This is a genomic window from Pseudomonas aegrilactucae (assembly GCF_019168305.1).
GTDB classification, from domain to species: Bacteria; Pseudomonadota; Gammaproteobacteria; order Pseudomonadales; family Pseudomonadaceae; genus Aquipseudomonas; species Aquipseudomonas aegrilactucae.
Genome location: NZ_JAHTBI010000079.1, coordinates 73,813 through 98,941, shown reverse-complemented (window position 1 = coordinate 98,941; position 25,129 = coordinate 73,813). Strand labels below are relative to the sequence as shown.

The window sequence follows — 25,129 nt, the reverse complement described above, 5'->3', positions numbered from 1 at the left end:
GCGCGGGTGCTGGTGAAGAATCAGGCAGCTGGCAAGGATAACGGCCTGTACCTGGTTGCAAGCGGCGCCTGGACGCGCTGCCCGGATGCGGACAGCAGTGCCAAGGTCACGCCCGGTCTGCTGGTCCTGGTGGAGCGGGGCACGGCCAACGGTGACAGCGGCTGGCAGCTGATCACTGATGCACCCATCACCCTGGGCGTCACGGCGCTGGCCTTCGAAATGGCCTTCGGGCGCAGCGGGGTCGCCGCCGGCACCTACCGCTGCGTCAAGGTGGATGCCTACGGCCGCGTGGTCGCGGCGACGAATCCGGCCACGCTGGATGGCTATGGCATCACAGACGCCTATACCAAGGCCCAGGTCGAGGCGATGATTGCCGAGGCCTCGGCAATGCCGGTGGGATTCATTGCGGCGCTGCCAGTGAACAAGGTTCCTCCGGGGTGGTTGGAGGTCGATTATAGCGTTCACAGTATCGCGGCCTATCCTGACCTGGCCGCATTCCTTGGTAGCGCCTACAACAACGGTACAGAGCCGGCGGGTTACTTCCGCTTGCCTGAGTCGCGCGGCGAGTTCCTTCGCGGCTGGGATCATGGTCGCGGGATCAACGCGGGGCGAGGTCTCGGAACTTACGAACTTGATCAGTTCAAGTCGCACAGCCATATGGTCCCGAACAACCCCAACAACTCACAAGTCGGCTCGTCGCAAGATGGGGGCGAGGGCAACTCTGGATACAACGAGGGAAGTCGAACTGCGGCCGAGGGTGGCTCAGAAACTCGCCCTCGCAACTTGGCTGTGATGTGGTGTATCAAGGCGTGGAACGCACCGATAAATCGAGGGCAGATCGATATCGCCGCCCTTGCTGTACAGGTTGCTCAGTTCCAGAATCAAGTTGACTTCGCGGTTGTGTACCCCGCCGGAGGCAGCAAAGCCAATCCTGCCAATGTGGCTATCAATAGCCGTTACGTCGAAGCGAACCCGTTCCCAAGCGCGACAGTCATTTGCCGTGCAGAGGTTATGCGTAATGGATCATGGGGGGAGACTGGCATCGGTGATCATACGAGCCTTGGCGGTACTCGGGTTGCTGCGGGCGTTCATGCTGCGCAGCTGGGTGACTCAATCATTGTACAGACGGCTCTGAACTACCTTACGTACCCAAGCACTTACAGCGGTGATCCGTCCGGGTCCGGCGATTCCGTGGCCACGCCGCTGCCATGCCGTGTACTTGTCTGGAAAGTCAGAGGGGTGATCGTATGAATGTGTACGCGCAAGCGGGCAGCAGTTTCCAGCAGGTCGGCGGTGATTGCCCTGACAATTGGACTCTGATGGAGGGCGAGCGCCCATCGGCTGCACATGTCGCCCAGGCCGATGGTGTATGGGGAACTCAGGCTTGGTCGCAAGAGAATCTGAGCACCGCCGAAAGGATGTGGCGCGATACAAATTTGGCGGGGCTGATCTGGTTGCGTGATCGCCACCGAGACCAGCTTGAAATCGACGCGCCTTCCACACTAACGCCCGAGCAGTTCGTTGACCTGTTGATGTTCATGCAGGCGCTTCGGGACTGGCCCCAGTCTGAGCTTTTCCCGTCCATCGAGCACCGGCCATTGTCCCCGGCCTGGCTGGCTGACCTGGCCCCATAAAGCCCCGTACTGACGGGGCTTTTTCTTTTCCGCTGCACCCACGGCCTCGCATTGCGGGGCCTTTTCGTTCCTGGAGATTTTATGAGCGGCTTCTTTCACGGCGTTACCGTAACGAACGTCGACACCGGTGCGCGCACCATCGCACTGCCGTCGTCCTCGATCATCGGCCTGGTCGACACGTTCACTGAGGGTCCGACCGCTACGGCGAAGGCGAACGACCTGGTGCTGATCACCAACGAGCGCGAGGCGGTCGCCGCGTTTGGCCCCGACTCGGCAATCACCCGCGCATGCAAGGCGATCTACATGCGTGCCAAGGCGGTGATCGTTGCGTGCGGGGTGGGTAAGGTTGCCGATCCGGCGCAGCAGACCTCAGCCGTCATCGGCGGCGTCCTGGTCGACGGCAAGCGGACGGGCATGCAAGCGCTGCTCGATGGCAAAAGCCGCTTCAACGCGCAGCCGCGGCTACTGGTGACGCCCGGGCACAGCGCGACGATGCCGGTCGGTACCGCGCTGGTCGCCCTGGCCGACAAGCTGCGCGGCATCGCCATCATCGATGGCCCGAACACCACCGATGAAGCGGTGCTGGCCTACGCCGAAAATTTCGGTGCCAAGCGCGCATTCCTGGTAGACCCCGGCGTACAGCAGTGGGACACGGTCACCAGCGCGACGATCGACAGTCCGGCCTCGGCCTGGGTCGCCGGCCTGTTCGCCTGGACCGACAACGAGTACGGCTTTTGGGCCTCGCCGTCGAACAAGGAGTTTGTCGGCATCACCGGCACCACCCGCCCCATCGAGTTTCTCGATGGCGACGAGACCTGCCGGGCCAACCTGCTCAACAACGCCAACATCACCACCATCATCCGTGATGACGGCTACCGCCTGTGGGGCAACCGCACCCTGAGCAGCGACCCGAAATGGGCGTTCGTAACCCGCGTGCGCACCATGGATATCGTGATGGACGCGATCCTGTACGGGCACAAATGGGCAGTCGACCGCTCGATCACCGCGACCTACGTGAAGGACGTGACCGAGGGCCTGCAGGCGTTCATGCGCGACCTCAAGAACCAGGGCGCGATCATCAATTTTGAGGTGTTCGCCGACACCGAGTTGAACACTGCCAGCCAGCTGGAGCAGGGCAAGGTGTACTGGAACATTCGCTTTACCGACGTACCCCCGGCCGAAAACCCCAACTTCCGCGTCGAGGTCACCAACCAGTGGCTGACCGAAGTCCTCGACGGCGCTGCTTAAGGAGCTGCAAGCATGGCAATGATTCCCGAAACCCTGGCCAACCTGAACCTGTTCGTCGATGGCGTCAGCTTCCAGGGCGATGTGCCCAGCCTGACCCTGCCCAAGCTCACGCTCAAAATGGAGGAGCATCGTGCCGGCGGCATGGATGCGCCGATCGAGCTGGACATGGGCATGGAGAAACAAGAGGCCGGGTTCACCACTACCGGCGTGCGCCGTGAGTCGCTGAGGTTCTTCGGCTTGGCCGACGGCACGGCGTTTAACGGGACCTTTCGGGGTGCATTCAAGGGCCTGAAAGGCAAGATCACTCCTGTGGTCGTGACCCTGCGCGGTGCACTCAAGGAGGTCGACATGGGCGACTGGAAGCCCGGCGACAAGGCTGAGATCAAGCATAACGTCGCGGTCACCTACTACAAGCTCGAGGTCGAGGGACGCCTGATCTACGAGATCGATCCGCTCGGCATGAAGCGCGTGATCAACGGCGTCGACCAGCTCGCCGCCCAACGTTCGGCCCTGGGCCTTTAAGGAGTACACCGCATGACCAAGAAAACCCCCAGCTGGATGGTCCTTCAGGCCGACCGCGTTACCGTAACGCTGACGGCCCCGGCTCAGGCAAACAGCGTGCAAGTGGACCGCCTGAGCCTGCGTGCACCGACCGTGCGTGACATTCGCAACGCCCAGGCCGGAGCCGGCGACGAAGAGCAGCGCGAGCTGAACCTGTTCGCCAGCCTCGCCGAGGTCGGCGTTCAGGACCTCGAGGGCTTGGTCCTGAAGGACTACACGCGCTTGCAGGCCGGCTATTTTCGCCTGGTGCGCGACGACGAACTTTGACCCGGCGCTGCAGAAACTGGCGGCCAAGCGGCTCGCGAGTGAGCTGAACTTTTCCGCCGCCGAGATCATGACCATGTCGTTTGCCGACATGGTCTGGTGGCTCACGGACTGAGCCCGTTGCGGACGTACAGGGGCAACAGCAGATGGCAGGCAAGTTTGCGTTAGGGCTGGTGATCGGCGGTGCTGTCAGTGCGACGGTCGGCTCGTCGTTCAAGACGGTTGAGAACCGGATCAAGCAGTTGGAGGAAAAGGGTAACCGCGCCAAGGTGCTCAAAAGCACCATCGGCGAAACGATTCGCCTGCGCGATGAGTGGAGCAAGGCTCATCACAGCGGCGCCGCCAATGCCGATGCGCTGCTGGGCAAGCTCGAAAAGAACCTCAAAAGCCTCAAGGAACAGGGCGTTGAGGTCGGCAGGCTGCGCAAGGAGTACCAGTCGCTGGAGCGTGTCGCGAAGGGGATTGATCTGCAGGTCAAGGGCCGACAGCAGATCAAGGATGGCTCCGAGGGCTTGAAGAGCAGCGTGGGCTCGGCGCTCAAGTTTTCTGCCTCCCTCGCGATCCCCACGAAGATCTCCGGGGACTATCAAGCCCAGATCCGGCAGATGGCCCTGTGGGCCCATGTCGCGGGCGAAAATGGCGAGCAGCAGATGGCGGACAAGATTGCCGAGGTTGCAGCCAAGGTCGGCATGAGCCAGCAGGCGCTGGCCGGTGCGGTTGGCGGGCTGATCGAAAAGGGTATCGACTGGGAAGAGTCGGTGGACTATGCGCCACTGATCGCCGACCTGGTGGATGGTCAGGGCATGGAAGCCGACACCATTGCCACCCTGTTCAGTGCGTTCAAGGAAGCCGGGGTCAAGAAAGAAGACATGGGCGCGATGCTGGGGCAGGTCGCGGCCGCAGGTGACATTGGTGCGTTCGGCCCAAAGGACATGGCGCGCTACATGCCCAGCCTGCTGGGCACCATCAAGAAACTGGGCATGGAAGGCCCCGAGGCTGTGCGCTTCCTCGGTGCCAGCCTGCAGTCGCAGTACAAGCAGACTCAGGACTCTGCAGCTGCAGCGACCAACATGAACAACCTGCTCAACGCGGTGATCAGTGGCACAAGTCAAGAGCGCTTTGCGAAGGAAGGCATCGATCTGGCGGGCTCCATCGCCAGTGCTGTCAAAAGCGGAAAGGCAGACAACCCGGTCGATGCGTTCATCAAGCTGAGTGACGTGCTGCTCAAGCGGCAGAACCCCTCGAAAGCCAAGGAAGTCGAAGCGCTCAAGAAGCGCATTCAGGAGAGCGCGGATGGCAGCGCCGAGGAGGCCCAGGCAATGGCCTCGCTGCTTGAGTCGGCGGGCCTCGCCGGCATCGTCAGCGATCAGAGCGCGAGCGCCGGCTTGCTTGCACAGATCAAGTACGGCAGCTCGATCAAGGACGATATGGCCTCGATCAAGGAGACCGACGGCCGAGTCAAGATCGAGGAAGACGCGGCCAAGGCGCGGGAGACCTCGAACGCGAAATGGTCGACCGCCACGGCCTCAATGGAAACGGCGATGGTCCGACTTGGCGATGCTATCCGTCCGCTTACGGACATGGCCGCCGATGGGCTCGCAACGGTGAGCTACGCGTTGGCTGACCTTACTCAGAAGATACCCGGTGTCATCGCCGCGATCACGGGGATCGGTGCCGCACTGATTGCCGCCAAGGCTGCGTTCAGTGCGTTCAAAGTCGCGCAGGGTGTCACCAACATGGCGCGTGGCTCGATGATGGGCGACCCGAAGGTTGTTCAGCGGGTGTTCGTCACGAATGCCCCGGCGGCCGGCGGTAGTGATTCGGGTGGCGTCGACAGTGAAGGCCGGAACAAGAAACGGCGCAAGGGCAAGAAGGGCGCCCGGGCCCCGGCGCGCAGCGGATCGAAGGCAGTCAGCCAGAGCCCTGCGCCCAGTGAGGTCAAGCGTGCCGGCGTGCTCGACAAGCCAGCCAGTGCCAAGGGTGGTGTCGGACTCAACAAGCCAATGCCCGCTCGACCTGGCGCCCTGTTGAAAGGCGCCGCCGTCTTTGCTGTTGTGGACGCGGGCCTGAAGGTTGCTGACACCTACCAGAACGCGGAAACGCGGGATGAAAAAGCTGAGGGTTATGGCGAGGCAGCCGGTGGCCTTGCGGGCGCCCTGGCCGGTGCAGCAGCAGGGGCCGCGCTGGGCTCGATCGTGCCTGGAATCGGCACGGCGGTTGGCGGCCTGATAGGCGGCATCCTTGGATCGATGGGGGGCAGCGCTGGCGGCGGTGCGTTGGGCCTCGCGTTGTTCGGTGAGGATCATGAGGAGAAAAAGCCCGCAACGTCTGTCGGTCAGCCGTCGCCGCTGGTCCCGGCAGCACCCGTGGTCCGGCCTGGCCCTGCAGTACCTGGGCTTGCCGCCCAGGGGCAGGCACTCAAGGCCGCGCATCCGCTGATGATGCAACTCGCTGAAGAGAAAACTGCAGCAGTACCGGCGGGCGTTACGCGTAACGGGCCGGACGGCGCGCCGCTGGGGCAGGTTGTGCGCTCGATGGCCGTCAGGCCACCGGCTGCCGGCCCGCAGATCAAGCCGGCTGAGCCAGCCAAGTCGATGCCGCCGAAGGTTGAGCAATCGTTCACGTTCGCCCCGCATATGCCGGTCACCGTGCAGGGCGATGTGAAAGACCCCGCACAACTCGCTCGCGAGCTTGAGCCGCATATGCGTCGCCAGTTCGAAGAGATGAGTCGGCAGGCCGCTTCCCGTCAACTCTACGACGCACCACATACATAGGAGGGGTCATGGCCTACATGGATCAACTGCAGTCGGGTTTGCGCTCGCTTGTGGCTGCTGGCGAAGCCGGGCGGCGCAGTGCTGACGATATGCTGGGGCCCTTGAATGGTGCGGTCAGCGATATTACCGGTGCTGCGTCGGAGCTGGAGGGCATTCCCTTTGTCGGGCCCGCCTTGGGCGCGAAGCTGCAGCGCACGATGCGTGGCATCAACGCGGCCCAGGCGAAGGTCGGGCAGGTAGCTGCGATGTACAACCAGGCAGTCAGTGCCGCCGGGCAGATTCAGGAACGTCTCGGTACGTTGCGCGAGCAGGCCAGCAAAGCCGGCGCGGCGATCAATCGCATCGCCGGCAAGATCAGCCCGTCGCTGGGCAACATCCTGCCCACGGGTGCCCTGGCACCTGATGCGACGCCGGAGCCGGAGGCGGTAAAGCCGTTCCCACACCTGCTGATCATTCAGTCACTGCGGCCCGAAGCTCAGCCGTACTACTTCAATCTCGACACCGCCGCATTCGACGAACTGCGCAGGCAGACCGGCTTTCGTTGGGCGGGCCAGGAGCGCCTCACGCGCAGCATTGCGCAACAGGCGGTTGGTCTGGGTGACGACAAGATCACGCTCAAGGGCGCAGTTTTTCCGACGTTCCGGGGCGGGCTCGGCCAGTTGCAGGCACTGCGTAGTATCGGCCGGCAGTTGCAGCCATTGAACCTCACCACGGGCTATGGCGAAGTGCTGGGCACCTGGTGCTTGACCAGCATCGAGGAAGACCAGAGCAACCTGCTGGCCGGCGGCATCCCGCGCAAGCAAGGCTTTTCACTGGAGTTTGTGAGCTATGGCAACGATCTGCAGAACGTCTGACGGGGACCTGCTCGACACGCTGTGCCAGCACTACTACGGGCATCTGAACGGCAGCGTCGAGGCCGTGCTGGATGCCAATCAGGGCTTGGCCGACGAGCCCCAGCCCTTTCGCGCCGGGGTGCTGATCCTGCTGCCCGACCTGCCGCCGGCAGATGATGCGTCGGTGGGCTTGTGGGAGTGATCTCCGGTACCCGCATCACCACAGAACCCCGCCTGGTGCGGGGTTTGTCTTTTCTGGAGCATGAGCATGCAACCTGTTTTTCGCATCGTGGCGGACGGCAAGGATATCACCGCCCTGATAAACGACCGCCTGCTGACCCTGCGCACCTCGGACAAACCCGGCATGGAGTCGGACGAATTCGAGTTGCGCATCGATGACCGGGATCGCGCAGTCACGCTGCCGAGCCGGGGTGCCCGCATCGAGGTCTACCTGGGCTACGCCGGCCGCGCCTTGGCGAGACTGGGGCGGTACACGGTGGATGAAGTGTCGTTCACCGGCCCGCCGGATTCGATCGAGATTCGCGGCAAGGCCAGCGACATGCGCGGCACTGGCAAGACCACACGCAGCGGCAGTTGGGAGAACGTGCCGCTGCAGCAGATCGTGCGCGACATCGCGGCGCGCAACGGCTGGCAGCCGGTGTGCCCGGTGAACACGAAAGTCCCGCGTGCCGACCAGCTCAACGAATCGGACTTCAACTTCATCACGCGGCTGGCAAAGCAATACGACTGCACCGCCAAGGTAGGTGACGGCAAGCTGCTGGTGCTGTCGCGCCAGGCAGGCCAGAGCGCAAGCGGCAAGGCCCTGTCGGTCGTGACCATCCACCGTGCTGACGTGAGCCGCTTCCAGTTCCGTCTCGGCGACAAGAGCACGCAGAAGGCGGTGCAGACCAAGCATCAGGACAGGAAGACCGGAAAGCTGCAGGTGGTCGAGCTGGGCAACGACGAAGCCCCGGCCGGCCTGCCACCCGTGCACACCGACCGGCATATCTACCCCAACAAATCTGCCGCCCAGCAAGCCGCCAAGGCGCGGCTCGCAGCGTTCAATCGCAGCACTGCGGGCGTGCGTCTGGAAATGTTCGGCCGTACCGACCTGTTCGCTGAGGTCACGATCAACGCCCAGGGCTTCAAGGCGGGCCTCGATGGCGAGTACCTGGTCGAGTCGGTCGAGCAGACATTCACCCAGTCTGGCTGGAGCACCAGTGTTGAGTGCAACGGCGGCAAGAAGGGCAAGGCCAAGGCCAAAGGCAAGACGACGAAGAAAGTGGCGAAGCCCGTGAAAGTGGTGGAGCTGTAACCCCATCGGCCGCTGAGCGGCCATTGCTGGAGAAAACCTGCATGTCCATTACCGTGCAGCAACTGCTGCAGATCCTCCCCAACGCCGGCCAGAAAGCCGGCGTTTTTGTTCCTCCCCTCAATGCCGCCATGGGCAAGTACGCCGTGATCACGCGCCTGCGCATCGCGGCGTTCATCGGGCAGATCGGTCATGAGTCTGGCCAACTACGTTACGTGCGCGAGCTGGGCAGTGATGCGTACATGTCGAAGTACGATACCGGCAGGCTAGCCAAGGCGTTGGGCAACACGCCCGAGGCCGACGGTGACGGCCAGAAGTACCGGGGCAGGGGGCTGATTCAAATCACCGGCCGGGCAAACTACCGCGACTGCAGCGAAGCCTTGTTCGGCGATAGCCGATTGCTTGTGACGCCCGAGTTGCTCGAGCACCCGGTGTATGCCGCGATGTCTGCTGCATGGTTCTGGCATCGAGCTGGGCTGAACACGCTCGCCGACCAGGGCGACTTCGAAAAGATCACTCGTCGCATCAATGGGGGCCTGAATGGTTTTGCTGACCGGCTGGCACTGTATGAGCGTGCTTTAAAGGTGCTGCCGTGAAAGCCATGGACTGGCGTCTGCTGGTCCTTGTAGCGCTGCTCGGGTTTGGCCTGGGCAGTTGGCTTGCCTGGGTATGGCAGGCCAATAGCTACGACAAACAGCTCGCGGATCAAGTCGCCGCGCATGCTACCGATCGCGAGGCTGCTGCGACTGCGGCAATCGATCGATTGGAGTTCGAACAGACCGAGCGCCGGGCACTGGAGGATCGCCTGCAGGCGGTGCATCAAACCCATTACAAGGAACTACATGATGCACAACAGGCCCAGGCTCGCCTGCGCGACCGTCTTGCTACTGCTGATGTGCGGCTGTCAGTACTACTCGCCAGCCCCGCCCAGGGTCGTGACTGTGGGGTGTCAGCCGCCACCAGCGCCGCAGGCATGGATCATGGAAGCCAGAGAGCCGAACTTGACCCAGCGCATGCTCGAAGAATTGTCAGCATCACCCAGGACGGCGATCAAGGATTGATTGCGCTGAAGGCCTGTCAGGCTTACGTGCGTGAAGTAGCACGATGAAGTGAAAGGAGCGGGCCGGGCGGATGCGTCAACATCCGCCTGACCCACTCAACCCGCAGACCAATCCTGCAAGTCAAGCCAAGGCTCCTGCTCTGTGCACAAAGCGCGGCGAGCCTACCACTGAAACTCCATTCACAAAAGACTTGCTAATAATGACCTCTCCCATCATCCCCTGGATGGGCGGCAAACGCCGCCTGGCCGACCGCTTGATCCCCCTCTTTCCCCCACACGAATGCTACGTCGAGGTCTTCGCGGGTGGCGCCGCGCTGTTCTTCATGCGTCCCCAGCCCGCACCGGTCGAGGTACTCAACGACCTGAACGGTGACCTGGTCACGCTCTACCGGGTGGTGCAGAACCATCTGGAGGAGTTCGTCCGCCAGTTCAAGTGGGCGCTCAGCTCTAGGCAGATCTTCGAATGGCAGAAGATGACCCGGCCTGAAACGCTGACGGACATCCAGCGCGCCGCCCGGTTCTTCTACCTGCAGCAGCACGCCTTCGGTGGCAAGGTCTCAGGGCAGACCTTCGGCACCGCGACGACCGGCCCAGCAATCAATCTGCTACGCATCGAGGAGAACCTTTCTGCAGCATGGCAGCGACTCGCCGGCACGTATGTCGAGAACCTGTCCTGGCAAGACTGCGCAGAGCGCTACGATCGAGCGCACACGTTCCACTACATGGACCCGCCTTACTGGCAGACCGCCGGCTACGGTCTCGACTTCCCCTTTGAGAACTACGAGCAAATGGCCGCGTTCATGCGGCGCTGCAAGGGCAGGGTGATGGTCAGCATCAACGACCACCCGGACATCCGACGTGTGTTCGAGGGCTTCCACTTCGAAACGCTGGATATCCGCTACACCACGGCCAACCAGCGGCACGGCAAGACGGAGGTCACCGGCGAGCTGGTGATCATGAACTGGCAGCCAGATGGGCTCGGTCAGCTATTCTGAGTTTGTACCGCCGTTCACTTCAGATGGCGCTCGCAGGTTGCAGAAGGCTTTTATGCCTTGGCTCGGTCAGGGGGGGGGGATTTGTGAAACGAACAGTTCAGGGCATGGTTGAGGCGGATGAGCCTTTGATGCGTGAAGCAATCTCTGCGCTTCACAGGTATCACCAGGCTCAAGAAGCAGGTGTGGTGCCAGAAGAAGTCGAGCACCTACGCTTGATGGCTGAGTCGGCTTTTCAGGCCGTGAGCGACTATCAGTTGTATGCGCTGGGCCATCAGCCGCTCACGCGTCACTGAGCGGGCTGCATAAGCTCAGGCCCCTGGTTCCGCACGTTCCCCACGGCAGTGCCAACGCGGTACCACTCGAAAGCCTCGGCAGGCTCTCCCCAATTGAGCGCCATCTGCTCTGCATGCTCTTTGGTAGTGCCTGGTGCAATCCATTCCATCGCCAACTCTGGTGCTAAGACAATGGGTCGCCGGTCGTGCACGTCCACCATCCCGCCGGCGCTGTCGGCAGTGATGATGACAAACCCGTCATTCTCGTTGGGTTCGGTGCTGAACTGACCGATACCAGCGCACAGGGAAGGTTGCCCGTCGCTGCGCCTGATCAGGTACGGCTGTTTCTTCGGTCCACCTTCATCCACCCATTCAAACCAGTTGTCGATCGGCACAATGGCTCGATAAGGCCAGATCGCCCGAAAGAAGGGGCCGTGCGCAACCTTCTCTACCCTGGCATTGATCGGTGCCGCTCGATCCTTGGCCCAGTGCGGCCGCCATCCCCAGCGCACGAGATCCGCGTGCAGCTTCTCCTCTTCCAGCCGTAGCACTGCAACGCGCGTTGTCGGCGCGACGTTGTAGCGTTCAAGCGGCTGGTCGCCAACGCTATTCAGCAGCGGGTAGGGCATGCTCAGGGCGTCCACGAAGTCGTGGATGCCGTGGTACTGGCTCAATCTTCCGCACATTTCGACTCCCGCTTATCAGAAATCCCCTACAGAGAAATTGACCGCAAGGCTCGCAGAACGTTAACTGTACATTCGTACAGTATTTTCGGAAGTCGTGCGTCATGAGCTATTCAATCATAGGCCCAATCGCCGAGGGCGGCCTGAAGCTGCCCCTCTGCCTGTTCCACGTGCCGGCTGGGTTCCCGTCGCCGGCGGCCGATCACATCGAGGCGCACATCTCCCTGGACGAGGTGCTCAACATCCGGGCGCCCCACGTCTACCTGGTCTCCATCACTGGCGAGAGCATGCAGGGCGCCGGCATCTTCGACGGTGACCTTGCTGTGGTCGATCGCTCGCTCGAGCCGGTGCATGGCCACATCGTCGTGGCCCTGCTGAACAATGACCCTGTGTGCAAGCGCCTGTGCATTCGTGGCAAGGACGTGATCCTGCTGTCCGAGAACCCCAAGTACCCACCGCGTTACGTGCTGGAAGGGGACGAGCTGTCGATCTGGGGCGTGATCATCGGTAGCGTGCGCAGCCATGTCTAACGCGCCGGTGTTCGCCCTGGTCGATTGCAACTCGTTCTACGCATCGTGTGAGCGCGTCTTCCGACCGGACCTGGCCAAGGTCCCCATCGTCGTGCTGAGCAACAACGATGGCTGCGTCATTGCGCGCAGCTACGACGCCAAGGCCTTCGTGAAGATGGGCGAGCCGTACTTCCAGATCAAGCACAAGCTCAAGCAGCACGGCATCGTGGCGTTCTCGTCCAACTACGCGCTGTATGGCGATATGAGCGAGCGAGTCATGACATTGATCGAGTCGATGGTTCCGGCGGTCGAGGTGTACAGCGTCGACGAAGCCTTCGCCGATCTGACGGGGATGGCTGACCTGGACCAGCTCGGCCGCCGCATCCGCGCCCAGGTGTTGCGCTGCACCGGCATCCCGGCCGGCGTTGGCATCGCCGGCACCAAAACCTTGGCCAAGCTGGCCAACCACACGGCCAAGCGTCTGCAGGTGCAGACCGGTGGCGTGGTCAACATCTGCGACCCGTTCAAGCGCGACTGGGTGCTCAGGAACACGGCGGTGAGCGAGGTGTGGGGCGTCGGCCGGCGGATGAATGCTCATTTCGAAGGGATGGGTATCAAGACCGCGATGGACCTGGCAAAGGCTAACCCGTTGATGTTGCGCAAGAAGTTCAGTGTGGTGGTCGAGAAGACTGCCCGTGAGTTGGCCGGTACTCCTTGCCTGGAACTGGATGAGCCAGATCCCCCGAAGCAGGAGATCTGCTGCAGCCGGATGTTCGGCAAGCGCCTGCAGGAGCTGGCGCCGATCAAGGAAGCGGTGGCCACCTACATGATGCGTGCCTCGGAGAAGCTACGCGCCCAGGGCTCGGTGTGCAAGAAGGTGCGCGTCAGCATTCGCACTGGCATGTTCAATCCCGATGAAGCCAAGTACGCCAACGGTGTGATCATTGATCTGCCTTACCCGACGGATGATGTGCGCGTGCTGACGAAGGCGGCAGTTGCTGCGCTCGATCGCGCGTTTCGACCAGGGTTCAAGTACAGCAAGGCCGAGGTGCTGCTGATGGGGCTTTGTCAGCGGGGCGAGTTCACGGATGATCTCTTCGCCGCTGCCCAGCCAGCTGAGGCTACCCGGGTAATGACGGTGTTAGATGAGATCAATAGTCGATGGGGGAAGGGCACGCTGCGAGCTGCAAGCGTGCCCTCAAGCCCAGGCTGGGGGATGCGGCGCGAGATGATGAGCCAGAGCTTCACGACTAGGCTTGATCAGCTGTGGCAGGTTAATTGCCAATAGCTGAGCTTTTACCCTTCAAAAATCGAGATAGAAGGCTTGCAAGTATAGAAAATTTGTAAGCTACATTGGATCTAGGAGGGCCGTCCAATGAAGCGAACTGTTTTAGGAATGATTGAGGCGGGAGAGCCGCTCATTCAGCAGGCTATTGATGCTATGCGTTGTTACCATGAGGCGAAGGCAGCAGGTAGTTCTGCCCAGGAGGTGGAGCGATTGCGGGTGCTGGCGGAGTTCATGTTCCAGGCAGTTCAGGACTATCAGTTACGAGCCCTAGGAAGGCCTGCGAAGACAGTTCATTAGCCCGAGGCTTGAGGGAAAAAATGGGGCAAATCATTCGCCAATTTATGCCAAACAGTGCCAAAACCATTCCTAACAATCTTTTGCCAAAAGGCGGTCAAGCCCCGCACACAAGGGCCTGAGCGCATTTTTCTTCAATACACCAGCACAACCGGAGTGTACTAACGATAGTGACTGAACATGTTTAATTCGATTTGGCAGCGCTATCAGTCCTCCACTTCCTCGTCCTGAGGAGAGCCGTAATCATGGCCGGATATCTTACGTTGATACTGTATGATTAATCCGGTGATATCTGGATCTCCGATCCTTTCTTCCGCAAGACGAAGTTTGTTCATTGCGTCATCAAATACGGTGATGTCTTTGCTTCTCTTGAATATCTCAATGCCAACCTCGCAGTACGTCCTCATGATGTCTTTGTTATCTTTGTATTTATCGGTTGCGTAGCTGGCTAGAGTTCTAGCTTTTTCTAATATTGCTAAACGATCCTCCTCAAGTATGCCAGATGTTCGTTCGGCTCGCGCCAGTAGTAGCATTATCTTAAATCTATGTACTGGGCCGTCTGCTTTAAAGTCATTTTCAAAAAGACGGATCTCAGTGTCTGCTTTTTCTAGTTCATTGACGTCAATTAGATTGCGGATTAAACGGTGTCGAGGAACACGTTCTCCGGGAGCGATTGAAATCATCTTTCGTAAAAGCTTGTTTCGTTGATGTTTATCTGACAGCCTGTTAATGCCTTTTTCAAAGCCACAGAGCTGTCGGATTGTGCGAATCTCAACGTCATATGTTGGGACGATGTTGTCAATAACAGTTTCAAAAAGTGAGAAATACTCTTTTGGATCGGTCATCTTGTATTGTGCGATGATGTCTGTAATTACAGGGTGCCTACCTTTCCATCCGTAAATACCATCTTTTTGGCTGATTACATATTCGTGAATAATGTCAACAAGATTGACCAGTGAAGCTTCAACGTTCTGAGCTGGAATGCCTAAAAGTCTAATAACTAGCTGTCTGTGTACATTTATTCCGGAGCTTTCCATTGCCGCAACAAGTCTATAGACCTCGCGATAGTCTTGGGGTAGTGAGGCAAATTCTCGCAAGACAATGTCGTCAAATTTCTCAGATGCGAATATATTTTTTAAGCATACAAAAGTGTCCGACTCGCAGCGTACTGTGAGCCTTCTTTTTCGTTCTGCCCTGGAAAATCCGGAGAAGCTGTTTTCAACTAGTGGTTTTAAATCAGCATTAGTATCTACTAGTGTGAGGAGGTCTTCGATTTCACTGGTGTCGAGCCCCCTTAATATGTATTGAATTCCATTTTTAAAAAGATTCGGTGTCTTAACTCTAGGGTTCCATTGGTTCCTGGCTGATACCAATATAACCTTTAATTTGGTGTTCTTTTCGCTCACCAGCAGGTCAATCAGTGCATTAACCTCGAACATGTGATTGTGTGCGTCATCAATCAGCAGAATTCCGGGTTGATTTGCTTTATTCAAGTGGGTCGCTACGTCAAGCCATTGCTTAGGTAATAACGTGTGGTCCGACTTGTGCTCCCAGGCATGCCAGTTTTTTTGGCACTGCTGATAAATTATCTGTTTGGCAAGAGTTGTTTTCCCTGTGCCGCTAGCGCCGAGGATTACCACGAACGGTCTATCTTCTTTGTCTAAATCTTCAATGATCAAAGGGCATAGAGAACGGCGGAATGTAAGATTTGCAGCGATGTCAGCATATGAAGCCGGCCATCCATTGAACATTGAGCTCGCGTCTTTTACGCTTGTTCTAATGTTATGGTTGATGTCTATTGTTATCGGTCGGAGGATGTGAGAGAAATCGAGAGGGTCCCCGGTCGATGAGTACGTGTCAGTTATTTCGGTATTCCTGAGCAGTTCCAGAAAGAAATCGTCTAGCCCACCGAACGCAACCTTGATCCCACGTCGCTCATGAAGTGCTGCGCGATCCTCATCTTTAGTATAAAGGAGCAGGTATATGGTGGCGGGGCTATGGCTTTTGCTGTTTATGTCAAGAGCCTTGGTAATGAGTGCTTTAATGTGAGGGTCTGCTAAGGAGTATCCAATAATGACTAAGTCTGATCCGGCTAAGTCGAGTTTCAGTGAGTCATACAAGTGATCACGGTATTCGCCGGTTAGATCGTAATCATTTTCAGATATGATTATCCTGCTATGAATTCCGTCGCACTCATCTTTTTCAATGGTGCCATGTAGTTTGAAAAGCTTAGTGGCTTCTGGGATTTTCTGAAGCGTGAAATCAAAGTTGGAAGATGTTACTGAGAGTGGGCGTTCTTTCTTTGTGTAAGCTTGCTCAATTAAGTTGTCATAGTTTGTGGTGTATATGTTCTTCCAGTCATAAAGCGGCAAGTTTAAAATGCTGCCTGTCGCTGTGAGATTTTTAAAAGGTATTCTCAGGCACTCAATCAAGTCTTTGCGCGAGGTCTTCTGTTCTATTAGGCTGGCTATTTCGCTGAGTGAGTATTCGTCGCTAGTTAGTTTAAAGTTGGTGGAGAATATTTCAATCAGTTTTTTGACTGAAGGCGCGCCGGAAGGGAGAGAGGAACCTGCGCCGAAAAATAAAACCGTATTGCGAGGGGTTATTCGTTTTGTTAAGTCAGTTAGAGAGATGCTCATTTAAATTCCTTTTTGCTAGTCTGACTGGTTACAAAAATAGATTGAAAATCTATGTGAAATTTTGCTCCCTGTCGAGGCAGAATGGTACAAAAATGGCACGCATCCAAAGCCATTAGGCTGTAGTCCTTGTAATTCGGGCCTCATGCAGAAAGCCCCCCCAATCCATAAATGCCCGGATCATTCACGCTGTGGCTCGTCGCCCGGTAAGGCGAGGTCGCTGCCGCAGTATGAGCAGCTCAGTCAGGTTAAGATCGCAAGGTTTTCAGGCCAGCAGCGGCCTGCGGGTCGTGTCGGGCTGGTTCAAACCCCTATTCCGCGACCGAACGACGCGGGCATCAATAACTGAGATGTCCGGGTAAGGCGTCGGAACAAGATTTCCTTATGTGATCCCGTTAGTATGTGTGCTATGTGCCACAGCTGCTCAGAGGGCGAGCGATGATAGAAGGGAATCAATGGGCGCCGGTATCAGGTATTTTCTGGCAAACAGTGCCATCCATCTTGGACGGATCAAGATGGCTGCTGGATCTGGATGGCTCGTCTTTTTTTATCACTATTTTTGGAGCATTAGTTGGTGCATTTGCAGGTGCTTGGGCAGCGCAGCGGTCAGCCAGAAATGGTAAGCGGCGTGATGAATTGGTAGCGGAGATTCGAGTAATAAATGCTGGGGTTATTCTCAGTCATTCCATATTTGAATCTACATTATCCGCAAAGCTGGAGTATATAGCGCCCGCTAAAGAGCGGTATGAGGCTGAAAAGGCTAGGTACTTGAAGGCGATCGAGTCGCCGCCCGCAAGCGGTGAAATTTTTATAAACTTTGAGTTGCAGTATTTTCCGGAGTCTCCGACGCAGGTCGGCCAGCTCCAGCCCTTGGTGCTCCAACAAGGTTCCACGCCTGCTCTCCGGGCGATTACAGCGCTGGTGGAATCGAATGGGCTACTGAATGAGGCTGTAAGGCTCAGGAATGAATATTTAGGAGTCTTTGAAAGGAAAGAAATTCCGTCAAGGTTCACATATCAGGATTTGTATTTTGGCCTGGTGGCGCAAGATGGCCGTAATCAACAGTTCAGTAGTGCTGTGGCAGCCGTATCATCATATACCGATAATGTTCTCTATTTTTCTAAAAGGTTATGTGATTTTCTGAGCCTTCATGGCGAAAGATTGAAGAAAGAGTTAAGTAAGGTTTCAGGAGAGCGAGTTGGGATTGTTCAGTTTAATTTCAAGGAGGTAGAAGAAAAGGGGCTTTGTCCTCCACCAGAGAAATATCAGGCTTGGGAGGATGGTTATGCGGAAGTGCACAGGCATCCCTGGTGGAGACGCTGGTGCAGATAAGCGACCCGATGTAGAGGGCGTGTCATTCTGGTTCGAGTGGTACAAAATTGGTACGTAAGGTAGCTCGATCGCTTGCAGGCCCCGTGGGTAAAGCGTTGTCGAGAGAATAGTCCCAGCCCATCATTGGCTAAGGTGATGACGAGCGATGCTCGGTATTGTGAATGAGCGATGCCGTCACTGCAGGACGTTGCTGGTATACCGATCTGGCGTTAGGGACGTGCAAGCCTCACGGACCAGTTTTCGGCCCAACAGGTACGTTTCTGAGAGAGACAATGGGGGACTCGGCCCAGCAAATACTACGCCCCACCCCCCGCCAACCCCCATGCTTTAGCGCATGGTAATGTGGGGTGAAGCAACGAGCGAGTGAAAGAGTGTGCGGAAAGATGCCGTAATAAGTTACCAGCTCAGGGAATCTAGTACATCAGTTAGTACATCGTGGTGGCTTAATGAGAAAAGCCTCCTAATATAGGTTTTTTTTTTGATTAGTTTGGATCTCTTCGTCCGCACCATCCAAGCTTTCACCGCGCATCATTGAGGCGAGAGAAAGCCAAGAAAAAAGCCACCTTCGGGTGGCTTTTTTCGTTCTGGCGGTTTGGGTTGGCCTGCTCGACGCCTATTGTTCAGGCGATGTTTCACCGTCGGCAGTAGCTTTTCTGGCTGTCCGCTCCTCGGCCTGCTCACGCCTGTGCTGTTCTTCGCTCTCGCGAAAGAACTTTTCCCGCTCTTGCGTCTGCTGGCGGTTCATCTCTTCCAGCCGCTGCATCTGCTCGCGGTTGTTCTCCTGCATCTTGCGCATGCCTTCCATGTCCTGGCGCGCCCGTTCGGCAGACCTGGCCTGATCGTCGCGCTGTTGCTGCTCACGGCGTTGCTGCATGTCGCGTTGCATGTCCTGCATTGTGGCGCCCAGGGAAGGCGGGGTGATCACACAAAGCGTCGATGCAATCAGCATCCTGATGGTTGTACTGCGAGTCCCTTGCCGGGGCATGACACTGTTCCTGTTCGAGGTGTGAGTTCTTTTGACGCCTTGCCGGGTGGAAGTTCCTCGTGCTGCGATCTGTCGTAGAGTCTTGTGGGCCTGGCTTCAGCGCTCTATCTGGGGTGATACAGCTACAACGCAAATATCCATGGCACCATCACCACGCTCACGATCATCACCAGTACCGTAAACGGCACACCCACCTTCACGAAGTCACCAAACCGATACTGACCCGGCCCCAGCACCAGTGTGTTCACCGGCGAAGACACTGGCGTCATGAACGCCGCCGACGCTGCCAGCGCCACGATCATCGCAAACGGGTAAGGCGAGGCGCCCAGCTGCTGGGCGGTGGTGATCGCCACCGGTGCCATCAGTACCGCAGTCGCGGTATTGGAGATGAACAGGCCAATCAGGGCAGTGATGGCGAACAGCGTGGCCAGGATCACATACGGCCCCGCATCGCCCAGTACGCCCACCAGCCCATGCACGGCCAGTGCGATGCCGCCGGTTTTCTGCAGCGCCAGGGCAAACGGCAGCATGCCGACGATCAGGATCAGGCTTTGCCAGTGAATCGCGCGGTAGGCGCTGTCCATGTCGATGCAGCGGCTGGCACCCATCAGCAGGCAGCCGATCAATGCTGCGACAACATTCGGCACCAGGCCGCTGATCATCAGGCCAACCATCACCGCCAGGCTGATCAATGCATAAGGCGCCTGGTTCAGCGCCGGCGCCACATTGTCGACCTCCGCCGGCAGGCTCAACACCAGAAAGTCGCGCGGCTGTGCCTGCAGCTGACGGATGGCCTTCCAGGTGCCGATCACCAGCAGGGTGTCGCCCAGCTTCAGTTTTTCTTCCACCAGTTGCTCATCGATGGCGGCCTGGTCGCGGCGCAAGCCGACCACGTTGAGGCCCCAGCGGCTGCGAAACGTCAGCTCCAGCAGGCTCTTGCCGATCAGTTGCGAGCCTGGCGGCAAGGCTACCTCGGCCATGCCCACTTCGCGCGACTGGTCGATGAAGTACGCGGCCTTGAAGTGCAGTGGCTCAAGTTGCATGGTCTGGCACAGGCTGCGCAGGTCGTCCCTGGGCGCGAACAGGTCCAGCAGCAGTACGTCGCCTTCATGCACCAGGGTGCTGGAGTCAGGGCTGATCACCCGTGTGTTGAATTTGTGCTGGCGCTCGATACCGACCACGTTGGCGCCGTGCTCGGTGCGCAGCTTGAGTTCGCTCAGGCTGTGGCCCACCAGCGGCGAACCGGGCCTTACCCGCAACCGGCGTTCGCGGCCGGCCAGCTTGTAGTCCACGATCAGGTCCAGCAGGGTGCGTCGGGTCTGTGCGCTGCCGTCCTTGCGCACCTCGCCCCCCAGCCAGTTGCGCGTCAACAGCATGTAGCCCACCCCCAGCACCAGTATCACCAGGCCAAACGGGGTAAAGCTGAAAAAGTTGAAGCCGGCCTCGCCATGGCGCACCAGCTCGCTGTGCACCACCACGTTGGGTGGCGTCGCCACCAGGCTGAGCATGCCGCTGATCAGCCCGGCAAAGGCCAACGGCATCATCAGGCGGCTGGGGGATACCTTCATGCGGGCGGCAATGCTCAATACCACCGGGATGAAGATCGCCACCACGCCGGTTGAGCTCATCACCGAGCCCAGCCCGGCCACCGAGACCATCAGCAGCACGATCAGGCGCGTTTCGCTGTTGCCGGCCCGCTCGGCCATCCATTCGCCGATGCGGTAGGCAATGCCGGTGCGCACCAGGCCTTCACCAATCACGAACAGCGCCGCGATCAGCACCACGTTGGGGTCGCTGAAACCGGCCAGGGCCTCCTGTACGCTGAGGATGCCAAGCACGGGCAGGGCGACGATCACCAGCAGCGCGACCACGTCCATGCGCGGGCGGTTGATGATGAACAGCGTGACGGCGGTGAGCAGCAGGCCAAGGACCATGAGGAGTTCGTGGTTCATGCGGGTATCCGAAAAGAAGGCGCGGCAGAGTCTGGCAGAAACGTGCTGGAGATTTGTTGACTTGCTGCAGCGCTTGGGTGGCACGGGGCCAGATGTTAAGGTTAGCGGCTTTGTAGTGCTCAAGGACGAATAGGCTGTGCAACAGGTTAATAGCAGTTTGAAGAATGCGGCGGTCGTGTTTGGGCTGCTCGGGTGTATCACGCTGATCGGCTTTATCGTGCGCTACACCTCCAAGGTCAATGTGTTCCTGATCTGGGACGCCATCGCGTATCGCTATATCGTGATCAATGTGCTGCTGGTGGCGACGGCCATCGCGTGCTCGGTGTTGCTCAATCACCGCAACAACGATTACGCCGTGGGTGCAGCGGTGGTGCTATGCCTGCTGGGCCTGCTGGTGCAGTGGTTGTTCGGTTTCGAGATGTCGGTATTTCTCGGTGTGGCCAGCCTGTACCTGGCCGGCGTGCTCGGCATGTTAGCTGCGCTGGGCAACCTGCCGGCAGACGCGCCTGTCGCCAGCGATGTCGAGGCTAGTGACAAATAAGCCAAAGCTGATAGATTTCAGGCGGTTGAAGCAGTGGTCGGGCTGCCGGTCGCAGGAAGGAATGCCCCATGATTGCAAAAGAGTCACGCCAGGCGGTCGCGCTTGAGCGCTTCGCCCAGGCAAATCCGCAGTTACTGGAAGAAATCGCGGGCCTCAGTGCCCACGAGCAACAGCAGCAGATCCAGTGGGCGTTTGAAGACCAGGCTGACGAACAGGGCGTGCAGCCTTGGGAGCTTGCGCTCCAGTTGATCGTCGAATCGCCCGAAGAACTGCGTGAGATGCGCCTTGAGGTGCACCGTGAGGTGGCCGAGGCGCTGGGCCTGAGCTGGCAGGAATACTGCGAGTTCAACGAAATTGAAGATGCCGCGCCCTGAGGTGCGGTAGTCAAATATGCCGGTACCTGTTCTCCTTGATTTGAACGGGGTGACTTCTGGTGTTCGAGTCACTAGAATGCTTGCCCTTGATTCTGGAGTCGGGTATCGCCGGCTAACGTCTGTGCAACGAGGAATATCCATGCAAGTTTCTGTTGAAAATACTACCGCTCTCGAGCGCCGCATGAGCGTCACCGTGCCGGCTGAGCGTATCGAGAGCCAGGTCAACAAGCGTCTGCAGCAGACTGCCCAAAAGGCCAAGATTGCTGGTTTCCGTCCAGGCAAAGTGCCAATGAGCGAAATCAAGCGCCGTTTCGGTGCTGACGCTCGCCAGGAAGCCGTAGGCGACGTTATCCAGTCCTCCTTCTACGAAGCTGTGGTTGAGCAGAAGCTGAACCCTGCCGGTTCGCCTTCGATCGAGCCAAAGTCGCTCGAAGCTGGCAAAGATCTGGAATATGTAGCTGTTTTCGAAGTATTCCCGGAGTTCACCGTTGCCGGTTTCGACTCGATCGCCGTCGAGCGCCTGAGCGCCGATGTGGCTGACGCCGACCTGGACAACATGCTGGAAGTGCTGCGCAAGCAGAACGTGCGTTTTGAAGTGGCCGAGCGTGCCGCCCAGAACGAAGATCAGCTGAACATCGATTTCGTCGGCAAGGTCGACGGTGAAGTATTCGCCGGTGGTTCGGCCCAGGGCACCCAGCTGGTGCTGGGTTCCGGCCGCATGATCCCGGGCTTCGAAGAAGGCCTGGTCGGCGCCAAGGCCGGTGAAGAGCGCGTTCTGAACCTGACCTTCCCAGAGGACTATCAGAACCTGGACCTGGCCGGCAAGGCCGCCGAGTTCACCGTTACCGTCAACAGCGTTTCCGAGCCAAAGCTGCCAGAGCTGACCGAAGAGTTCTTCGCCCAGTTCGGCATCAAGGAAACCGGCATCGAGGGCTTTCGCACCGAAGTTCGCAAGAACATGGAGCGTGAGCTGCGCCAGGCCATCAAGACCAAGGTCAAGAACCAGGTAATGGACGGCCTGCTGGCTGCCAACCCGATCGAAGTGCCAAAGGCCCTGCTGGAAAACGAAGTGAACCGTCTGCGCGTGCAGGCCGTTCAGCAGTTCGGCGGCAACATCAAGCCTGAGCAACTGCCGGCCGAGCTGTTCGAAGAGCAAGCCAAGCGCCGCGTCGTGCTGGGCCTGATCGTGGCCGAAGTGGTCAAGCAGAACGACCTCAAGCCAGACGAAGACCGCGTTCGTGAAATGATCCAGGAAATGGCCTCGGCCTACCAGGAGCCTGAGCAGGTCGTGGCCTGGTACTACAAGAACGACCAGCAGTTGAACGAAGTCCGTTCGGTTGTGCTGGAAGAACAAGTTGTGGATACTGTTCTGCAGAAAGCGACTGTGACCGACAAATCGGTCTCTTACGAAGAAGCTGTCAAGCCGGTGCAGGCACCTGCCGCTGACTGATTTCCTTCTCTCGTAGGAAAACACCACAAGCCAGCCTTCGCGCTGGCTTGTGCGTATTCAAGACATGACTATTTGGGAGTGAGTGCAGGACATGTCCCGCAATTCTTATTATCAGCAGAGCTCTGACATCCAGGCCGCAGGCGGCCTGGTCCCGATGGTTATCGAGCAATCCGCTCGTGGCGAACGCGCCTATGACATCTACTCGCGCCTGTTGAAGGAACGAGTGATCTTTCTGGTCGGCCCGGTAGAGGACTACATGGCCAACCTGATCGCAGCGCAGCTGCTGTTCCTTGAAGCGGAAAACCCGGACAAGGATATCCATCTCTACATCAACTCGCCGGGCGGTTCGGTGACTGCGGGCATGTCGATCTACGACACCATGCAGTTCATCAAGCCCGACGTTTCTACCACCTGCATCGGCCAGGCGTGCTCCATGGGCGCCTTCCTGCTCGCCGCAGGTGCCAAGGGCAAGCGTCACTGCCTGCCGAACTCGCGGGTGATGATTCACCAGCCGCTGGGTGGCTTCCAGGGCCAGGCCTCGGATATCGAGATCCACGCCAAGGAAATCCTGCAGATCAAGTCGCGTCTGAACGAGCTGCTGGCCTACCACACCGGGCAGGATCTGGAGACCATCGAGCGTGACACCAACCGCGACAACTTCATGAGCGCCGAGCGCGCTGCCGAGTACGGCCTGATCGACTCGGTGCACAACAAGCGGCATATGGCTGTTTGATAGGCACCCCAGCAGGTGGTCGGGCCCTCCCGCCACCTGTGGACTTGAAAAAGCCCGCAATTGCCTTCATCTTGTGTTGCAAGCCTACCGGATTGGATCGATCGAATGACTGACACCCGTAACGGCGAGGACAACGGCAAATTGCTCTATTGCTCCTTCTGCGGCAAAAGCCAGCATGAAGTACGCAAGTTGATTGCCGGCCCCTCGGTCTTTATCTGCGACGAGTGCGTCGACCTGTGCAATGACATCATCCGTGAGGAGGTGCAGGAAGCCCAGGCCGAGAGCAGCGCGCATAAATTGCCTTCGCCGAAAGAAATCAGCGGCATCCTGGACCAGTATGTAATTGGTCAGGAACGCGCGAAAAAAGTTCTGGCCGTAGCGGTGTACAACCACTACAAGCGCCTGAATCAACGTGACAAGAAGAACGACGACGTCGAGCTCGGCAAGAGTAACATCCTGCTGATCGGTCCGACGGGCTCGGGTAAGACCCTGCTCGCCGAAACCCTCGCGCGCCTGTTGAATGTGCCGTTCACCATTGCCGACGCCACCACGCTGACTGAAGCGGGTTACGTGGGTGAAGATGTCGAGAACATCATTCAGAAACTGCTGCAGAAGTGCGACTACGACGTGGAAAAGGCCCAGATGGGCATTGTCTACATCGACGAAATCGACAAGATCTCGCGCAAGTCGGACAACCCGTCGATCACCCGTGACGTCTCGGGTGAGGGCGTGCAGCAGGCACTGCTCAAGCTGATCGAAGGCACGGTTGCCTCGGTACCGCCGCAAGGTGGCCGCAAGCACCCGCAGCAGGAGTTCCTGCAGGTCGATACGCGCAACATTCTGTTCATCTGCGGCGGTGCGTTCTCGGGCCTCGAAAAGGTCATCCAGAACCGTTCTACCCGCGGTGGCATCGGCTTTGGTGCGGAAGTTCGCAGCAAGGAAGAAGGCAAGAAGGTTGGCGAGTCGCTGCGTGAAGTCGAGCCGGACGATCTGGTCAAGTTTGGCCTGATCCCCGAGTTCGTCGGCCGCTTGCCGGTACTGGCGACCCTGGACGAGCTCGACGAGGCTGCGCTGATGCAGATCCTCACCGAGCCGAAGAACGCCTTGACCAAGCAGTACGGCAAGCTCTTCGAGATGGAAGGCGTCGACCTGGAGTTTCGCAGCGATGCGCTCAAGTCGGTGGCACGCAAGGCACTGGAGCGCAAGACCGGTGCCCGTGGCCTGCGTTCTATCCTCGAAGGCATCCTGCTCGACACCATGTACGAGATTCCTTCGCAGAAGGAAGTCAGCAAGGTGGTGATCGACGAGAGCGTCATCGAGGGCTCGTCCAAGCCGCTGTTGATCTACGAGAACAGCGAGCCGCAAGCCAAGGCTGCACCCGACGCCTGAGTCGGGTGAC

The 25,129-nt window shown here is 58.6% G+C and carries 26 protein-coding genes; 22 read left to right on the top strand and 4 right to left on the bottom strand.

The genetic code is table 11. From position 1 onward, the window contains the following. From KUO17_RS20515 to KUO17_RS20455, 13 genes are all read left to right on the top strand, one after another. The coding region (locus KUO17_RS20515) for a phage tail protein (RefSeq protein ID WP_217977331.1) at nt 1-1,251 on the top strand (1,251 nt) is incomplete at its 5' end. Beyond that, a complete protein-coding gene (locus KUO17_RS26780; RefSeq protein ID WP_255263696.1) occupies nt 1,248-1,634 on the top strand; it encodes a tail fiber assembly protein in 387 nt (128 codons plus the stop codon). The genes KUO17_RS20515 and KUO17_RS26780, both read left to right, overlap by 4 nt. 81 nt (nt 1,635-1,715) lie before the next feature. Further along, entirely contained in the window at nt 1,716-2,882 is a 1,167-nt protein-coding gene (locus KUO17_RS20505) for a phage tail sheath subtilisin-like domain-containing protein (protein ID WP_217977330.1), read from the top strand. Between the two features lie 12 nt (nt 2,883-2,894). Further along, the gene (locus tag KUO17_RS20500) at nt 2,895-3,404 is read left to right on the top strand and encodes a phage major tail tube protein (RefSeq protein WP_217977329.1); all 510 of its coding nucleotides are present in this window, start codon (nt 2,895-2,897) and stop codon (nt 3,402-3,404) included. A gap of 12 nt (nt 3,405-3,416) precedes the next feature. Next, entirely contained in the window at nt 3,417-3,710 is a 294-nt protein-coding gene (locus KUO17_RS20495; RefSeq protein ID WP_255263695.1) for a phage tail assembly protein, read from the top strand. 143 nt (nt 3,711-3,853) lie between these two features. Beyond that, the gene (locus tag KUO17_RS20490; RefSeq protein ID WP_217977328.1) at nt 3,854-6,481 is read left to right on the top strand and encodes a phage tail tape measure protein; all 2,628 of its coding nucleotides are present in this window, start codon (nt 3,854-3,856) and stop codon (nt 6,479-6,481) included. Between the two features lie 8 nt (nt 6,482-6,489). Further along, the gene (locus KUO17_RS20485; protein ID WP_217977327.1) at nt 6,490-7,335 is read left to right on the top strand and encodes a phage tail protein; all 846 of its coding nucleotides are present in this window, start codon (nt 6,490-6,492) and stop codon (nt 7,333-7,335) included. Beyond that, nucleotides 7,310-7,516: a tail protein X gene (locus KUO17_RS20480; RefSeq protein WP_217977326.1), complete on the top strand. Its 207-nt coding sequence runs from the start codon at nt 7,310-7,312 to the stop codon at nt 7,514-7,516. The genes KUO17_RS20485 and KUO17_RS20480 overlap by 26 nt, the downstream gene beginning before the upstream one ends. A 66-nt stretch (nt 7,517-7,582) precedes the next feature. Then, nucleotides 7,583-8,629 carry a phage late control D family protein gene (locus KUO17_RS20475; RefSeq protein ID WP_217977325.1) on the top strand — a complete coding sequence of 349 codons (1,047 nt, stop codon included), beginning with the start codon at nt 7,583-7,585 and terminating at the stop codon, nt 8,627-8,629. Nucleotides 8,630-8,670: 41 nt separating this feature from the next. Then, a complete protein-coding gene (locus KUO17_RS20470; RefSeq protein WP_217977324.1) occupies nt 8,671-9,222 on the top strand; it encodes a glycoside hydrolase family 19 protein in 552 nt (183 codons plus the stop codon). Continuing rightward, entirely contained in the window at nt 9,219-9,734 is a 516-nt protein-coding gene (locus tag KUO17_RS20465; RefSeq protein WP_217977323.1) for a lysis system i-spanin subunit Rz, read from the top strand. The genes KUO17_RS20470 and KUO17_RS20465 overlap by 4 nt, the downstream gene beginning before the upstream one ends. Nucleotides 9,735-9,886: 152 nt before the next feature. Beyond that, on the top strand, nt 9,887-10,681 hold the full coding sequence (locus KUO17_RS20460) for a DNA adenine methylase (RefSeq protein WP_217977322.1): 795 nt from the start codon (nt 9,887-9,889) through the stop codon (nt 10,679-10,681). A gap of 128 nt (nt 10,682-10,809) precedes the next feature. Continuing rightward, entirely contained in the window at nt 10,810-10,974 is a 165-nt protein-coding gene (locus KUO17_RS20455; protein ID WP_425274884.1) for a hypothetical protein, read from the top strand. Here the strand turns inward: KUO17_RS20455 and KUO17_RS20450 are convergent. Further along, on the bottom strand, nt 10,968-11,639 hold the full coding sequence (locus KUO17_RS20450) for an SOS response-associated peptidase (protein ID WP_217977321.1): 672 nt from the start codon (nt 11,637-11,639) through the stop codon (nt 10,968-10,970). The two genes, KUO17_RS20455 and KUO17_RS20450, sit on opposite strands and share 7 nt — an antisense overlap. 101 nt (nt 11,640-11,740) lie before the next feature. On the opposite strand from KUO17_RS20450, the gene KUO17_RS20445 reads away from it, so the two are divergent. The 3 genes from KUO17_RS20445 (at nt 11,741) to KUO17_RS20435 (ending at nt 13,730) form a co-directional block, all read left to right on the top strand. Further along, nucleotides 11,741-12,166: a LexA family protein gene (locus tag KUO17_RS20445; protein WP_116054079.1), complete on the top strand. Its 426-nt coding sequence runs from the start codon at nt 11,741-11,743 to the stop codon at nt 12,164-12,166. Continuing rightward, a complete protein-coding gene (locus KUO17_RS20440) occupies nt 12,159-13,433 on the top strand; it encodes a Y-family DNA polymerase (protein ID WP_217977320.1) in 1,275 nt (424 codons plus the stop codon). Before KUO17_RS20445 ends, KUO17_RS20440 begins: the two co-directional genes overlap by 8 nt. A gap of 87 nt (nt 13,434-13,520) precedes the next feature. Continuing rightward, a complete protein-coding gene (locus KUO17_RS20435; protein WP_217977319.1) occupies nt 13,521-13,730 on the top strand; it encodes a hypothetical protein in 210 nt (69 codons plus the stop codon). A 203-nt stretch (nt 13,731-13,933) separates the two neighbouring features. Here the strand turns inward: KUO17_RS20435 and KUO17_RS20430 are convergent, their stop codons facing one another. After that, a complete protein-coding gene (locus KUO17_RS20430; RefSeq protein WP_217977318.1) occupies nt 13,934-16,366 on the bottom strand; it encodes an SIR2 family protein in 2,433 nt (810 codons plus the stop codon). Between the two features lie 435 nt (nt 16,367-16,801). On the opposite strand from KUO17_RS20430, the gene KUO17_RS20425 reads away from it, so the two are divergent. Continuing rightward, a complete protein-coding gene (locus KUO17_RS20425) occupies nt 16,802-17,695 on the top strand; it encodes a hypothetical protein (RefSeq protein ID WP_217977317.1) in 894 nt (297 codons plus the stop codon). A 613-nt stretch (nt 17,696-18,308) separates the two neighbouring features. On the opposite strand, the gene KUO17_RS20420 is transcribed toward KUO17_RS20425, so the two are convergent. Beyond that, a complete protein-coding gene (locus KUO17_RS20420; protein WP_217977316.1) occupies nt 18,309-18,680 on the bottom strand; it encodes a DUF4175 domain-containing protein in 372 nt (123 codons plus the stop codon). Nucleotides 18,681-18,802: 122 nt separating this feature from the next. Next, nucleotides 18,803-20,632: an SLC13 family permease gene (locus tag KUO17_RS20415; protein ID WP_217977315.1), complete on the bottom strand. Its 1,830-nt coding sequence runs from the start codon at nt 20,630-20,632 to the stop codon at nt 18,803-18,805. Between the two features lie 136 nt (nt 20,633-20,768). Between KUO17_RS20415 and KUO17_RS20410 the strand changes: the two genes are divergently transcribed. From KUO17_RS20410 to clpX, 5 genes are all read left to right on the top strand, one after another. Beyond that, the gene (locus KUO17_RS20410; protein ID WP_217977314.1) at nt 20,769-21,173 is read left to right on the top strand and encodes a hypothetical protein; all 405 of its coding nucleotides are present in this window, start codon (nt 20,769-20,771) and stop codon (nt 21,171-21,173) included. Nucleotides 21,174-21,241: 68 nt separating this feature from the next. Continuing rightward, nucleotides 21,242-21,547 carry a DUF6388 family protein gene (locus KUO17_RS20405; RefSeq protein WP_217977313.1) on the top strand — a complete coding sequence of 102 codons (306 nt, stop codon included), beginning with the start codon at nt 21,242-21,244 and terminating at the stop codon, nt 21,545-21,547. 139 nt (nt 21,548-21,686) lie between these two features. Next, entirely contained in the window at nt 21,687-22,997 is a 1,311-nt protein-coding gene (tig, locus tag KUO17_RS20400; protein ID WP_217977312.1) for a trigger factor, read from the top strand. 91 nt (nt 22,998-23,088) lie between these two features. Further along, the gene (gene clpP, locus KUO17_RS20395; RefSeq protein ID WP_163944309.1) at nt 23,089-23,730 is read left to right on the top strand and encodes an ATP-dependent Clp endopeptidase proteolytic subunit ClpP; all 642 of its coding nucleotides are present in this window, start codon (nt 23,089-23,091) and stop codon (nt 23,728-23,730) included. A 105-nt stretch (nt 23,731-23,835) separates the two neighbouring features. Then, entirely contained in the window at nt 23,836-25,119 is a 1,284-nt protein-coding gene (clpX, locus tag KUO17_RS20390; protein WP_217977311.1) for an ATP-dependent Clp protease ATP-binding subunit ClpX, read from the top strand. Nucleotides 25,120-25,129: the final 10 nt, after the last annotated feature.